General features: G+C 70.1%; 10 protein-coding genes. 7 read left to right on the plus strand and 3 right to left on the minus strand.

The window, feature by feature from the left end; all coding sequences use genetic code 11:
* Positions 1-112: 112 nt before the first annotated feature.
* Both ACFVJQ_RS17360 and ACFVJQ_RS17365 read left to right on the plus strand, forming a co-directional pair.
* A complete protein-coding gene (locus tag ACFVJQ_RS17360) occupies positions 113-823 on the plus strand; it encodes an ABC transporter ATP-binding protein (RefSeq protein WP_385509718.1) in 711 nt (236 codons plus the stop codon).
* Positions 820-3,132: an ABC transporter permease gene (locus tag ACFVJQ_RS17365; RefSeq protein ID WP_385784686.1), complete on the plus strand. Its 2,313-nt coding sequence runs from the start codon at positions 820-822 to the stop codon at positions 3,130-3,132. Before ACFVJQ_RS17360 ends, ACFVJQ_RS17365 begins: the two co-directional genes overlap by 4 nt.
* A 32-nt stretch (positions 3,133-3,164) precedes the next feature.
* Here the strand turns inward: ACFVJQ_RS17365 and ACFVJQ_RS17370 are convergent, their stop codons facing one another.
* Positions 3,165-4,481 (minus strand): jacalin-like lectin, encoded by a 1,317-nt coding sequence (locus ACFVJQ_RS17370; protein ID WP_385784689.1) that lies wholly within the window; start codon positions 4,479-4,481, stop codon positions 3,165-3,167.
* Between the two features lie 250 nt (positions 4,482-4,731).
* Between ACFVJQ_RS17370 and ACFVJQ_RS17375 the strand changes: the two genes are divergently transcribed.
* Both ACFVJQ_RS17375 and ACFVJQ_RS17380 read left to right on the plus strand, forming a co-directional pair.
* Entirely contained in the window at positions 4,732-6,435 is a 1,704-nt protein-coding gene (locus ACFVJQ_RS17375; RefSeq protein ID WP_385784692.1) for a PHP domain-containing protein, read from the plus strand.
* Positions 6,432-6,944: a hypothetical protein gene (locus ACFVJQ_RS17380; protein WP_385784695.1), complete on the plus strand. Its 513-nt coding sequence runs from the start codon at positions 6,432-6,434 to the stop codon at positions 6,942-6,944. Before ACFVJQ_RS17375 ends, ACFVJQ_RS17380 begins: the two co-directional genes overlap by 4 nt.
* A 5-nt stretch (positions 6,945-6,949) precedes the next feature.
* Here ACFVJQ_RS17380 and ACFVJQ_RS17385 read toward each other — a convergent pair whose 3' ends face one another.
* Together ACFVJQ_RS17385 and ACFVJQ_RS17390 are read right to left on the minus strand one after the other, a co-directional pair.
* Positions 6,950-7,354, minus strand: a complete 405-nt coding sequence (locus ACFVJQ_RS17385) for a RidA family protein (RefSeq protein ID WP_385784698.1) — start codon at positions 7,352-7,354, stop codon at positions 6,950-6,952.
* Between the two features lie 218 nt (positions 7,355-7,572).
* Positions 7,573-8,784, minus strand: coding sequence for a serine hydrolase domain-containing protein (locus ACFVJQ_RS17390; RefSeq protein WP_385784700.1), 1,212 nt, complete (start codon positions 8,782-8,784; stop codon positions 7,573-7,575).
* Between the two features lie 492 nt (positions 8,785-9,276).
* Here ACFVJQ_RS17390 and ACFVJQ_RS17395 point away from each other — a divergent pair, with 492 nt between their 5' ends.
* From ACFVJQ_RS17395 to ACFVJQ_RS17405, 3 genes are all read left to right on the plus strand, one after another.
* Positions 9,277-9,621 (plus strand): hypothetical protein, encoded by a 345-nt coding sequence (locus tag ACFVJQ_RS17395; RefSeq protein ID WP_385784703.1) that lies wholly within the window; start codon positions 9,277-9,279, stop codon positions 9,619-9,621.
* A gap of 384 nt (positions 9,622-10,005) precedes the next feature.
* Positions 10,006-10,893, plus strand: coding sequence for a ribonuclease BN (locus ACFVJQ_RS17400; RefSeq protein ID WP_385784706.1), 888 nt, complete (start codon positions 10,006-10,008; stop codon positions 10,891-10,893).
* Between the two features lie 49 nt (positions 10,894-10,942).
* Positions 10,943-13,648, plus strand: a complete 2,706-nt coding sequence (locus tag ACFVJQ_RS17405) for a LuxR C-terminal-related transcriptional regulator (protein WP_385784709.1) — start codon at positions 10,943-10,945, stop codon at positions 13,646-13,648.
* The last annotated feature ends 23 nt before the right edge of the window (positions 13,649-13,671 follow it).

The raw sequence follows: 13,671 nt of genomic DNA on the forward strand, positions 1-13,671 counted from the left end.
GATCCGCATCGGCCTGTGGATGCAGGGGCCTGCATCTCCAGGATGAGGCGCGGCCGAGGTGCCATCCGGGGAGGGATGTTCAGGCACGGGTCCGCCTCTTAGCGTCCTGTGCATGGTCATTGAGGGCAGTAGGGGAGAGGCCGCCGTCGTACGGCTCGACGGTGTGCGCAAGGAGTACGGCGAGACAACGGCGTTGGACGGGGTGTCCCTGGAGATCGGGGCGGGGGAGGCCGTCGCGGTGATGGGGCCTTCGGGGTGCGGCAAGTCGACCCTGCTCAACATGATCGCCGGACTGGACCGTCCGACCGGCGGCACGATCGTCGTGCACGGCGAGAACGTGGGGGAGTTGAACGAGAAGGGCCTCGCCCTGTACCGGCGGCGCCGTATCGGCATGATCTTCCAGTTCTTCAACCTGATCGACGATCTGTCGGCCCTCGACAACGTCGCCCTGGCCGCACAGCTCACCGGCACCCCCGCCCGCCAGGCCCGCCGCCGCGCACTGGAGCTCTTCGAGGAACTCGGCATCGCCGACCGGCGCAACGCCTACCCGGCGGTGCTCAGCGGCGGCGAGCGGCAACGCGTCGCAGTGGCACGAGCGTTGATGAACCGCCCCGCCCTGTTGCTGGCCGACGAGCCGACCGGCGCCCTGGACAGCCGGTCCGGCGAGCAGGTGATGGACCTGCTGCTGGACCTCAACCAGATCGGCCAGACGCTGATCCTGGTCACCCACGACGAGCACCTCGCCCGGCGCTGCGCCAGCCGCCTGGTCGAGCTCGCCGACGGCCGGGTCATCGGCGAACACGCTCTGGAGGCGTCCGCATGAGGGCCGTGTGGCGGGCCGCGCGCGCGGCGGTACGGCGGCGCAGGCTCCAGACGCTCGTCATCGCACTGGTGACGCTGACCTCGACGGCGGCCATGGTGGTGGCGCTCGGCCTGGTCGACGCGGCCTCCGCCCCCTTCGACAAGGCCTTCGGCAAGCAGCGCGGCCCGCATGTCGTCGCCGCCTTCGACCCGGCCAGGGTCTCCGACGCGCAGTTGGCGAAGGCGGCCCAAGGGCCCGGTGTGGCAGCCGCCGGGCCCTTCGCCCAGGCCACGGTCGAGCTGGCGAGCGGGCCCGCCAACAACTACGGCCTCGGCAACGAGATCACGGTCGTGGGCCGTGCCGACCCCAAAGGTCCGGTGGACCGGCTGGACCTGTGGGCGGGCCGCTGGGCCACCCGGCCCGGCGAAATCGTCCTCAACCGGGATGCGAACTGGCTCCCGGACGACCTGGGCAAGCAGCTCCGGGTGCCCTCGGGCCCGGCCCTCACCATCGTCGGATTCGCCTTCGACCTGAGCCGGACCGCGGACGCCTGGGTCGCCCCCGCCCAGATCGGCGCCCTGCACCCGACGGCCACCCAGATGCTGTTCCGCTTCCCGGACGCCTCCTCGGAGGACCGGCTGCGCACGCAGCTGGGCACGGTGACCGACGGGCTGCCGGCCGACGCACTGACCGCCTCACGGTCGTATCTCACCCTCAAGGACCAGGTGAGCAGCTCGGCCCGGGCCTACACCCCGTACCTGATGGCCTTCGGCATCCTCGGCATCGCGGTGGCGGTGCTCATCATCGCCAACGTGGTCAGCGGCGCGGTGATCTCCGGCTTCCGGCACATCGGCGTGCTCAAGGCCATCGGCTTCACGCCGGGGCAGGTGGTCGCCGTCTACCTCACGATGATCTCCGTCCCGGCGGTCCTCGGCTGCGCGCTCGGCACGGCTCTCGGCAATCTGCTGGCGCGCCCTTTCTTCGAGTTCGTGTTCATGGGGCCCGACGCGGGGGTGCTCCACGGCAGCGTCTCCGTCTCGGCCTGGGTGAACGCTGTCACCCTGCTCGGCATGCCGGGCGTGTGCGTCCTCGCCGCGTTCGCTCCCGCGGTACGCGCACACCGGATGTCCGCGGCACGGGCGATCAGCGCGGGCAGCGCGCCACGCGCCGGGCGGGCCCTGGCCATCCAGCGCCGGCTGGCGGGCAGCAGGCTGCCGCGCTCGGTGAGCCTGGGCGTGGGCTTGCCGTTCGCACGGCCGGGGCGCAGTGCTCTCACCCTCGCTGCGGTGGTCCTGGGGGTGACCACGGTGACGTTCGCGACCGGACTGGCGACGACGATGAACCGGTTCGGGAACGCGGGCCGTGACGCCTACCAGGTCACGGTGTACGCAAGCAGTTTCAGGGACGGCAAGGAGGTCCAGCCGGAACACGGCGACCGCGAACTCCAGTCACTGCTGGGCGAGTTGCCCGGCGCCGACGAGGTCACCGCCCGGGGCGACGTCGACGCGCGCATGGCGGGCTCCGTGCACCGGGTGATGCTCGAGGGCCGTCGGGGTGACCGGCCCCGGCTGGACAGCGTGCTCACCGAGGGCCGATGGGTGCGCAGCAGCGGCGAGATCGTGGCCGGATCGGCGTTCCTGCGCCAGAACGGTCTGCGGGTCGGCGATCACCTCCGCCTGGAGAAGGGCGACCGGGGTGAAAGGGTGCTTGTCGTAGGGGAGTTCATGGAGAGTGACGCCCGGTTGGTCGTCACCGACTGGTCGACCTTCACGCTGCTGGCCCCGCGCGACAAGCCCATCGCCTACCACGTCAAGCTCCGCGAGGGAGCCGACCCGGCCGCCTACGCCCGCGCAGCCAGGGCCGCCGACGCAGGGATCACCCCGACACCCCAGGGCGCCAACACCGTCACACAGACCATCATCGGCTCCGCGACGGCACTCACGCTGATGCTGGCGGTGGTCGCCTCCCTCGGCGTCTTCAACACGGTCGTCCTCAACACCCGAGACCGCCGCCGGGACTTGGGCATGCTGAAGTCCATCGGCATGACACCGAGGCAGGTCACCGTGATGACGGTGACGTCGATGGCGGTGCTCGGCGCGCTCGGATCCCTCCTCGGTGTTCCGCTGGGCATGGCAGGCCATCAGCTGGTCGTCCCACGGATGGCGGACGCCGTGGACATCACCCTGCCCTCCTACATGACGGACGTCTGGCAGGTCCCGTCCCTGACCGGCCTGGCCCTCGCGGGTCTCGCGATCGCGGTGCTGGGGGCGTTCGTCCCGGCGCGCAGGGCGGGGCGGCTGACGATCGCAGAGGTGCTGCGCAATGAGTGAGGGCCACTTCGATGCAGTCGCCGGAGCTGAGCTCAGCCGATCGGCGCGTACAGCACCCCCAGCTTGTCGATCTCGTCGCCCGAGCGGCCGGTGAAGCCGACGATCTGCCAGCCGGACGGGGCCGTGAAGCTCTTGGTGGCCGTCGTCGCCGTACCGGCCGACAGGGTGCGGCCCTTGTCCGTCGTGAACGCCGCCGAGAAGATCCGCGTACGGCCGTCCTTCTGGCCCTGCGTCAGCTTCACGGAGGTGAGGTGCTCGCCGGAGGCCAGGGTCAGGGACGTCGCTGTGCCGCCCGTACCCCCGTGGGACAGGGCCGTGGCGCCGTCGTGCGTCAGCGACACCGCGTCGAGGCGGGCGCCGCCGCGCAGGGTCAGCGTGCGGGGTGACGGGGCCGCGGGCAGGTCGTCCGCGTCGTTGAACGCCGTGCCGTGCGGGCCGCCGAAGAAGTCGCTTGCCTTCAGGGACGGGTTGACGGTGTACGAGAAGCCGACGGTGTGCGGGAAGTGGTCGGAGAGGTGCTCGCCGTCGGAGCGGAGGAAGGACGCCCACTCGTTGTGGTAGCGGGTGGCGTCGAGGCTGACGAGGTCGCTGCCGCGGTAGAGGACCTTGTCGACGACCTCGCAGTCGTTGGTGGGGGCGGCCGCGTCGCAGACCAGCGCGTCACTGCCCTGCGCGGGCGGCGTGCCGCCCTTGACCAGGTCGACCCACGGGTCCTTGAGACCGTTCTCGCTGACGAGCGTGCGGATGTTGTCGCCCGTGCGCGTGTACCGGGTGTTGGTGTCGCCCATGACGATCACCGCGTTGCCCGCGGAGTTGGCCTGGATGAAGTCCGACAGCTGCTCGATGTTGGCGCGGCGGGCGGCGAGGGCCGCATCCGTCACGTCGGCGTTGGTGTGGACGTTGTAGAGGTCCACGAAGACGCCCTCGGCGAGGCGGACGCGGGCGAGGGTGAAGCCCTTCGGGGTCAGGCAGTCGGCGTTCGTGCAGTCGTTCCAGTCGACGCGCTGGAAGTCCTCGAAGGAATGGTCGGAGAGGGTGTTCAGGCCGTCGCCGAACCCCGCGCCGCCGCTGGTCGCGGTGCGGTACGGGTGGGTGTCGTTGGCGTACAGCGACGCGTGGTAGTTGAAGTCCTCCTGGACGTTGACGATGTCGTACGCGCCGAGCCGCTGCCCGATCAGTGGGGTGTTGGTCTCCGGGTCGCTGTCGCCGAGGCCCAGGGGCAGGCCCGCGATGTTGTACGTCAGGACGTCGAAGGTGCCGGTGGTGGCCGCCTGGGCGGGGGTGGTGGTCGCGGTGAGGCCGGTGAGGGCGAGCGCGCCGGCGGCGAGGGCGCCGAGGAGTTTTCTCATGGGGGGTGTCTCCGGTCGGGGAGGCGAAGGATAGTTGAACGGTGCTCAGGTTCCAGCCCAACCAGAGTGACGTACAAGGTGGGTTGAGGAAACTGTGCGTGGCGGTGAGAGCCGCCGCGCCCGCGTTGCCCACCGCACACCCCTTGGTCGTTCAATGTTCATCTTCCGCCTCGATTCTCCTCACGCGGCGCAGGAGCGCCGTAGGAGGCGGCCACCGCAGAAGGCAGCGGTGGAGTGAGAGAGGCGCATCATGGGGCACGGCCACGGCCACAGTCACGGACCCGGGCATCACCACCACCACGACCATGATCACGAGCAGGCGGCGCTCCCCGCCGCCTTCGACACCTCCGTGCCCGACGAGGCACTGAACCCCGAGCAGCAGTCGCGCCGTTCGCTGCTGCGCCGCGCCGGTCTCCTCGGCGCCGGCCTGGCCGCCGGGAGCGTTCTCGCCCCGCAGGCCGCCGCCGCGCACGCCGCCTCCTCGGGCAGCCGCGGGAAGGGCTTCCTGTGGCTGGCCGGTGACCACCACATCCACACCCAGTACAGCAACGACGGCAAGTACCGCGTCGTCGACCAGGTCCGCCAGGGCGCCAAGCACGGTATGGACTGGCTGGTCATCACCGACCACGGCAACGCCACGCACGCCAAGATCGGTGTGGAGAAGGTCAACCCGGACATCCAGGAGGCCCGCTCCGCGTACGAGGACACGCTCGTCTTCCAGGGCCTGGAGTGGAACATCCCGGCCGCCGAGCACGGCACGGTCTTCGTGCACCCCGGCAAGAACGAGGTCTCCGTCCTCAAGCAGTTCGAAACCGATTACGACGGCAGCGTCAAGGGCGCCTCCGACTCGACGCCCGCCAACGAGGCACTGGCCGTCGCGGGGCTCGCCTTCCTCTCCGACCAGGTGCGGCGGCGCAAGGTCAAGGACGCGCTGATGCTCGCCAACCACCCGGCGCGGCGCGGTGTCGACTCCCCGCACGAGATCCGCGCCTGGCGTGACGCGACCCCCGCGAGCCACCAGATAGCCGTCGGCTTCGAGGGCGCACCCGGCCACCAGGCCGCCGGCATCCCCGCACCGCTCGGCATGGGCCGGGCCCGCGGCATCTACGACAACAACCCCAGCGCCAACTCCTTCGCAGGCTACCCGCTGGAGAGCTACCGCACCTGGGGCGGCTTCGACTGGATGACGTCCACCGTCGGCGGCCTGTGGGACAGCCTCCTCGCCGAGGGCAAGCCCTGGTGGATCACCGCCAACTCCGACTCCCACCAGGTGTACGCCGACACCGCGATGCGCGGCCCGAACAGCGACTACACCGCCAACGGCAAGTACGAGGACCCGGTCTACGGCGGCAAGATCGACCTCACCCAGGGCGACTACTGGCCCGGCTACTACAGCCGCACCCACGTCGGCGCGGACGGCTTCTCCTACGCCGCCGTCATGGACGGCATCCGCGCGGGCCGCATCTGGGTCGACCACGGCCAGCTGATCAGCGGCCTCGACGTCCGGGTGTCCGGCGGCAGCCGCTGGGCCACGCTGGGCGGCGCGCTGCACGTCCGCAAGGGCACGAAGGTCACGCTGACCGTGGACGTGGCGTTGGCCGGCGGGCCCAACTGGGCAGGCTTCGTCCCGCAGTTGGCCCGCGTCGACGTCATCCAGGGCGATGTCACCGGCGAGGTCGCCGACAAGGACACCTTCACCGCGCCGACGGCCAGGGTCGTCAAGTCGTACGAGGTGAACAAGTCCACCGGCACCGTCCGGCTCACCTACGAGCTCGGCCAGGTCGACCGCCCCGTCTACGTCCGCCTGCGCGGCACGGACGGCAATCGCACCGCCGTCGGCCCGATGGGCGCGGCCGTGGACCCGGCGGGCCCGGCCCTGGACGTCGTCGGCGACGCCGACCCGTGGACGGACCTGTGGTTCTACTCCAACCCGGTGTGGATCCTGCCGTCGTGACGCCGTACGTCCTCACGCTGGACGCGGGGACGCAGGACCTGCGCGCGGCCGATCACCTGCTCCTGACGCTGGCGGCCGAACTCGCCCTCACTGAGGGCACGTTCGGCTGCACGCACCTCGTGCGGGGGGAGCGGCCGCGGGTGGCCCTGTCTTTCGCGGTCGAGTCGGAGGCGGTGCTTGCCGCCACTCGGGAGTGGCTGCTCGCGAAGGGCTACGAGGTGACCGACGGCGCCCCCGACGAGATCGGGCGTGCCGTGCTCTACCCCGGCTCGGAAGCGCTCACCGGCACCTTGTCGATCGCGGAGCTGCTGTCCCGCTCCGCGATCGACCGCGTGACGGTCCTGGGCGCCGCCAGGGAAACCGCGCCGGAGACCGCTGTCGTCACCCGGGATCACGTACGCCCGCAGTGGCAGAACGGCGAGCTGGTCCTGGCCGTCATGCCCGCAGCGGGCGGCACGCTCGTCCCGTTCGAGGTTCCGGATCCGACACCCTGCTGCGCCGACCACTGAGGTTACTAGTGCGTAACGTCGAGGCGGACGACCGCGCCGATCTCGACGAGCTGGTCGGGCAGCGCAAGGTCGGAGACCCCCATGACGGTGCTGGTCGGCCGGTGATCGCCGCAGTACGCGGCGTGCAGGCGGGCGACCGTGTCGAAGTGCTCCCGCAGGTCCCTGACGAGGACAGTGGTCTCGACGATCTGGTCGCGGGTGGCGCCGAAGTGCTCCAGCACCCGGTCGAGGTTGTCGAGAGTCGTCCTCACCTGGAGCTCGAAGTCGCCCGCCCCGACGAAGGCACCGGTCATGTCGTGCGACAACTGCCCGGAGATGTAGAGCGTGTCGCCGGCCTGCACGGCCTGGCTGAACCCGTAAAGAGACTCCCACGGCATGCCGAAGCCGAATTCCTTGGACCGAACAGTCACGTTTCTCTCCTTGCAGTCGGCCGAACCATCCCCGCGGAGGGGGACGACAGGTAAGACCAGCATCGCCGCGACGGTGTGACAGGCGCTGCCGTACAACCACGAGCCCGAGAACCATTCCTTCGATCGGCTGAAGCCGGCAGCGACGGGACGGCCCGGTGGGGAGGCCGGCGCACAGCGAGCCTCAGGTCGCACCGGGCCGTCATGGGTGGAGGGCTGCCTCAGCGGCGGATGACCTGGGGTGCGATGTCCTCAGTGAATCCGTTCGTGTCGGATCCGGATGGGGATGCAGCCTTCGTGCTGGTGGCTCCGCAGAACGTGGCCTCCAGCGTCGCACCGAGTGTCGCGTTGACGATTCCGTTGTTGGAAGTGTTCGCCAGCGAGGTCATGCTTCGGGTGCCGTCGGCGGTGGTGAAGGCGTAGGTGTAGTAGCCCTGCACGGTGCCGGTGTGGCCGTAGACCGTGGTGCCGCAGGACAGCTTCCTGGCACGCAGACCCAGACCGTAGGACTGGCTGCCGTCCGCGTTGACCGGAACCATGGTCATCATCTGCTCCAGCTGCTCGGCGGGGAGGAGCTTCCCGGAGACGAGCGAGGAGAAGAAGCGGTTCAGATCTGCTGCGTTGGAGATGACCGCACCTGCGGACTGCCCCCACGAGACGGTCTGCTCGGTGGAGTCGACCAGGGGCAGGGTGGTGTCGTCCTGACGGAGGTAACCGCGGGCATAGGAGCCGGCGATGGTTGTCTGCGGGTGGACGTAGGAGGTGTTCCTCAGCCGCAGGGGACCGAAGATGCGCTGCTGGTAGTGGGTGGCCATGGGCGTGCCGGTGATGTTCTCGATGAGCTGCCCCAGCACGACGAAGTTGGTGTTGGAGTAGCTGTAGGCCGCGCCCGGTGCGTTGTTCAGAGGGCGGGCGGTCGACAGGTCGATGAGCTCCTGGTAGCTGAACACCTTGTTCCGGACCGACTCGAAGCCCGGAACGGTGTAGTAGAACATGTCGTTGGTGTAGTCGTACAGGCCGCTGCGGTGGCTGAGCAGGTGCCGCACGGTGATGCGGTCGTCGGGCAGCGACTCGGGCAGGTAGGTGTTGGCAGGGGCGTCGAGGTCCACGCGCCCTTCGGCGGCGAGCTGCATCAGCACCACAGTGGTGAAGGTCTTGCTGACGCTGCCCACGCGGAACCTGCGGCCGGTGTCCATCTTGGTGTGGGTGGCGGTGTCCGCCTCCCCGGTGACGATGTGGTAGCTCCTGAGGCCCTCGTCGATCCGTGTGAGCGCTCCGGGCGCGCCCTGTGCTACGGCCGTCTTCTGAACGGAGCGCACCGCAGCGGTGTCCGGGGCGGGAGGGGCGGAGCTGTCCGCGATGGCAGGGGAGGCCGCCAGCGTGGCGATCAGGGTGGAGCCGGCGAGCATCATGCTCACGTCTTTGATTCGCATCCGAATCTTTCTGATGCGAAGAGTGGGAACGTGCCCCGCAGGCCGGACGCCCCGTCCGAAAGCCGTATCCGCACGGTCAGTCGAGCCAAAGCACGTGGGGACTCGTGCGGTTGGGCGGACGCAGAAGGGGGTCGTGGTTCTCGGCCTGGGCGGAACCGCAGGCATAGTAGTACGGAAACAGTGTGTTTCATAACGTGTGATGCCAGAAGATGATGTGTGCCGTGCCGGCCAAGGGATCGGACTCGGCGGTGGCCCCGCCACCCCCACTCTCTGGCGCTCCCACCAGAGGGATATGCTGAATTTCGGTATTGATCCGGTGCTCCGCGCGAGGAGAAAGCCGACGCGTTGTCGTCATGCATCGTTCATGCGTGGGTGTCCATGGCTGGTCACAACGTGTGTCCTGTCGGGCTGCTTCCACGTCCGAACGGCCTGTTGTGATGCGCCTTGCGCTGCGGTGCAGATCGACGATTCCTCACAGGCCTGGAGGACCTTGTGGACGCCAGTGATGAGGCCGCACGCGGCCTGACCGACATTGAAGGATTCCTCTTCTGGGAAGCCCACCGCCGTACCGCTCAAAGGCGTGCGGCCAAATTCGCCGCACGGGTCGCCGGGCTGAGCGAGAGACAGAAAGCCGAGATCGAGTGGTGGTACGTGGAAGAGCAAGTCCGGGTTTGCCGGATGATGACGCAGCACATCACCGAGCACATCACCGCGGTGGAAGATCACCACGCCAAGCGCTGTGCACAGCTGCGCCGGAGCGCGTACCTGGCGGCAACTCTCATCACCGTGATGATGCTCGGCCTGTGCAGCGCGATGATCATCGCTGTCGTCGGCTGACAAGCGGACCAGAACCGGGCAATGCCCGACCGGGTGATCGCCCTGCACAGAGCCTGAGCGGTCATCCACCGACGGTTCTTCACCGTCGTGGTGTGGCCTTGCCGGATGCTCCGCCAAGCACAGTGACTACTCAAGACAGTGTGATTCTTTTCATCACACTGTTTTCCGCTCGCCGACGGACGGCCCGGCGCCCAGCCGACGTCATCCGTTCACCCCGTGTTCTGTGGGAGCCCGGGGTGAGATCCCCCGGGCCACCGGATCCTCGGGACTCGTCCCGAGGCCCTCGACCAGCTCCGGCTCCCCCTTGAGCCCGTTCGACAGGCGTTCACCCGAGTACCTGTCGGCCTGGTGCGGACGCACCGGGAAGCAGGTTGACTTCATTCCATGGCAGGCCGCGGGACGTCCCCCGGCCCGCGCGGGCGGCGCGGGGGCAAGCCCGTGCAGCGGATGTCCCTGGACCCGAGGCGCTGGGCGGCAGCCCAACGCCTGAGAACCGGCGAGGCAGGCAGGCTGTGGAGTCAGCTCACCGCGGTCGACTTCTTCGGTCACTCGTTCCAACTGGCCGCCCTCGCGCTGCTGTGCTTCTTCCCCTTCCTCATCGTCGTCACTGCCGCGGCCGGCCGTGACGCCGCTGCAGTGGTCGCCAACTGGCTGGGAGTGAACAAGCAGGCGGCCCAGGCCGTGGCGTCCCTCTTCGTGCCCGGCCATGGTCCGGCCACACTCACGGTACCGAGCGCATTCCTGCTGGTTCTCGGGGCCGTCGCGGTCGCCGGCGTCCTGCAGAGCTGGTACCAGATGGTTTTCAGCGTCCCGGTCCGGGGATGGCGGGACATCACAGCACGGCTCTACTGGCTCGCGACACTGCTCGCGTACGCTGCGGCGCAGGCAGCGATCGGCAGAGCCCTCGGCGGGCCGCTGCTCCAGAGCCTGTGCGGCCTGGTTGTGGCGACGTTCTTCTGGTGGTGGAGCATGCATGTGCTCCTGGCGGGAGCCGTCCGGTGGCGCACTCTTTTCCCGCCGGCCCTCGCCACCGGTGTCTGCTGGGTGGGCCTCGGGGTTTTCTCCGCCTTCTACTTCTCCGCGGCGATCGTGGCCAACGAGCAGAGGTACGGCCCCATCGGCGTCGTCATGATCATCCTGTCCTGGCTGGTGGCGGTGGGCGTGGTCATCCACCTCGGAGCGGTCATCGGCCGTCGGTACCTCGAACACCGCTCACGACCGGCTCCCATGAGCGGCCGATCTACCCGAGGCGCCTCCCAGCGGGACGACTGAGGCAGGGCCCCTGGCCCTGTGCGGCGCGCTCGTACGGGGGAAGGCTGTGATGCTGGTGGGAGAGAGCAGTCCCCTGCAGACAGGGGTGGTGAACGTCGTGGCAGTGAGCGACGAAACCCCGCACGGACCTGCCATCCCGTACGTCGATCCGCTGGGAGACCCGTTTCTGCGGACACGGTTCGCCGTGCCGGCGAGACCCGTCACGTTCCTGCGACGCGAACGGCTGGCCGAGCACCTCCATCAGGCCCTGCAGACACCCCTGACGATGGTCAACGGTGCCGCCGGCGCGGGCAAGACCCTGCTGGTCGCCGACTGGGCCGCGGGCCTTGGGCGGCCGGTCGCCTGGCTCACCCTCGACGCGGCGGTCCAGGGCCCGGTGATGTTCTGGGCCCATCTGCTCCAGGCCCTGCGCGCCAGCGGTGTGACGGTGCCCGGCGAGATCGGCTTCCCCGTCGACGCGGGCGGGGTGAACCACACGTTGCTCACCCGGCTCGCCGCGCAGCTCAGTGGCAGCGACCGGACCGTGATCGTGGTGCTCGACGAGTACGACCGCGTGACCGCCCCGCAGATCGCGGAACAGCTGGAGTTCGTCCTGCACCACGCCGGGTCGGCACTGCGCCTGGTCCTCGTCACCCGCACCGAGCCGCTGCTGCCGCTGCACCGGTACCGGGCGGCCGGCACGATGACCGAGATAAGGAACGCCGAGCTGGCCTTCACCCCTCAGGAGACGGTCGCGCTGCTGGAGCTCCATGGACTGCACCTCTCCGTGCCGGCGGCGCGTGCTCTGGTGGACCGCACCCGGGGCTGGGCGGCCGGCCTTCGGTTGTGCGCCCTGGCCGCGCGGGAGAGCCCGGACCCGGAGGTCTATCTGAAGGAGTTCGAGGCGGGCCACAGCACGGTCGCCGACTTCCTGCTGGCCGAGGTGCTCAAGCGGCAGACGCCTCACACCCAGGACCTCCTGCTGCGCATCAGTGTCCTGGACCGCTTCTGCGCCGACCTGGCGAACGCGCTGACCGAGCGGACCGATGCCGAGCCCATCCTCGCAGGCCTGCACCGCGAGAACGCGTTCGTCGAGGACCTTGGACACGCCTGGTACCGCCTCCATCCATTGTTCCGGGAAATACTCCGGGCCCATCTGCGGGAGCGCTGTCCCGGCCTGGAGCCGGAACTGCACCGACGGGCCGCGCAGTGGCTGCGGCGGTCCGGGTGGCTGCCGGAGATGCTGACCCATGGCGCCGCCGCGGCAGACTGGGAGTTCACCGCCCGTGCCCTGGTCGACGACCTGGCGATCGGACAGCTGCTCACCCGCCTCTGCTCCGACGACCTGGCCGACCTGCTCGCCGGCATGGGACCTGAGGCGACGAGCCCCGCGACGGACCTGCTCCGCGCGGCTCGCGAGCTGTCCCGGCACGACCTCGATCGCGGTCTGGCCCACCTCCACCATGCCGAGGAGCAGCTGGACGCTTCCGGGCCCGCGGCGGCCCAGCTGAGCTGCGCCCTGCTCGAGGTCCTGGCGGCCCGGCTGGCCGGATCCCCTCGCCGGGCGGAGCAGGCCGCGGCAGCGGCCCGGGAGCTGCAGCGGGAAGTCCCCGCCCATCTGCTGGACCAGCATCCGGAACTTCCCGCTCTGCTGCTGACCCATCTGGCCTCCACGCAGCTGTGGGCCGGGCGCTTCGACGAGGCGCGAGCCGCCCTCACCGCGGTGGCCGGCAGCCCCGGCGGTGCCTCCACGGCGATTGCTCGGGAAGAGTCACTGGGGCACCTGGCGCTGATCGACTACCTCGACGGGTGGCCGAGCAGGGCGGAGCGCAACGCCTGTGCGGCGACGAGCGAGGCAGAACGGTTCAGCCTGCCCCAGCCGTGCGGCTCCGGGCTCGGACGGCTGGTCCTGGCCGCGGTGGCCGTCGACCGGGACGAACTGGGCCGGGCGCAGGCACTCCTCGACCAGACGCCCGACGCGGTGACGCGGGACCCGGTGACGGCTGCGGGCCGGTCCGTCGCGACGGCCCGGCTGCTCCTGGCCCGGGGCAAGGCGCGCGCCGCGCTGGCGGCCGCGGATCCGGCCGTGTCGGCCGACGTCGCCTCGCCCTGGGCGGAAGGCCACGCCGCCCTGGTCGCCTCAGCCGCCCACCTGGCCGAAGGCCGTCCGGACGCGGCCGCCGAGGTGCTGCGGCAGGTGGCCGGAGGGCAGCCGGCGTGTGCTGTGGGCGCGGCACGGGCGCATCTCGCGGCAGGCGATCGGCTGGAGGCCATCCACGCACTCGACGGCATCGCCGCCGAGGGGCGCGTCGGCCCGGCAGTGCGCGTTCGCGCCACGCTGGTTCGGGCGCAGGCCGCGAACACGGCGGGAGACGTCGCCACCGCCCGCAGGCTGCTGGCCGAGGCGCTCCAGGAAGCCCGGCGCGAGAGGCTGCGCCGTCCCTTCCTGGAAGCCGGACCGTGGCTCGGGCCCTTCCTGGCATCGGCACCGCTGCAGCAACTGGCTGCCGGCTGGCTCACGCCGGGCCCCGCGGCACGAGGCGAGCCGCTCCGTCCCGCAGCCGAGCCGGCGCCACTGCTGGTGGAGCGGCTGAGCGAACGTGAGCGCGAAGTGCTGCAGCGGCTCGCCCAGATGATGTCGACCGAGGACATCGCCGCCGATCTGTATGTGTCGGTGAACACGGTGAAGACCCACCTCAAGAGCGTCTACCGAAAGCTGGCGGTGAATCGGCGCCACGACGCGGTGCGGCGGGCACGGGAGCTGGGGCTGCTGTGACCCACTCGCTGATGACCGCGCGC

Source organism: Streptomyces sp. NPDC127197 (assembly GCF_042672405.1).
Lineage (GTDB): Bacteria > Actinomycetota > Actinomycetes > Streptomycetales > Streptomycetaceae > Streptomyces > Streptomyces flavusporus.

Bases quoted from the DNA above. Each gene is read 5' to 3' on its own strand.
- ACFVJQ_RS17405 (WP_385784709.1), top strand. From the start codon at position 10,943: ATGCTGGTGGGAGAGAGCAGTCCCCTGCAGACAGGGGTGGTGAACGTC.
- ACFVJQ_RS17360 (WP_385509718.1), top strand. From the start codon at position 113: ATGGTCATTGAGGGCAGTAGGGGAGAGGCCGCCGTCGTACGGCTCGAC.
- ACFVJQ_RS17390 (WP_385784700.1), bottom strand. From the start codon at position 8,784: ATGCGAATCAAAGACGTGAGCATGATGCTCGCCGGCTCCACCCTGATC.
- ACFVJQ_RS17370 (WP_385784689.1), bottom strand. From the start codon at position 4,481: ATGAGAAAACTCCTCGGCGCCCTCGCCGCCGGCGCGCTCGCCCTCACC.
- ACFVJQ_RS17400 (WP_385784706.1), top strand. From the start codon at position 10,006: ATGGCAGGCCGCGGGACGTCCCCCGGCCCGCGCGGGCGGCGCGGGGGC.
- ACFVJQ_RS17365 (WP_385784686.1), top strand. From the start codon at position 820: ATGAGGGCCGTGTGGCGGGCCGCGCGCGCGGCGGTACGGCGGCGCAGG.
- ACFVJQ_RS17375 (WP_385784692.1), top strand. From the start codon at position 4,732: ATGGGGCACGGCCACGGCCACAGTCACGGACCCGGGCATCACCACCAC.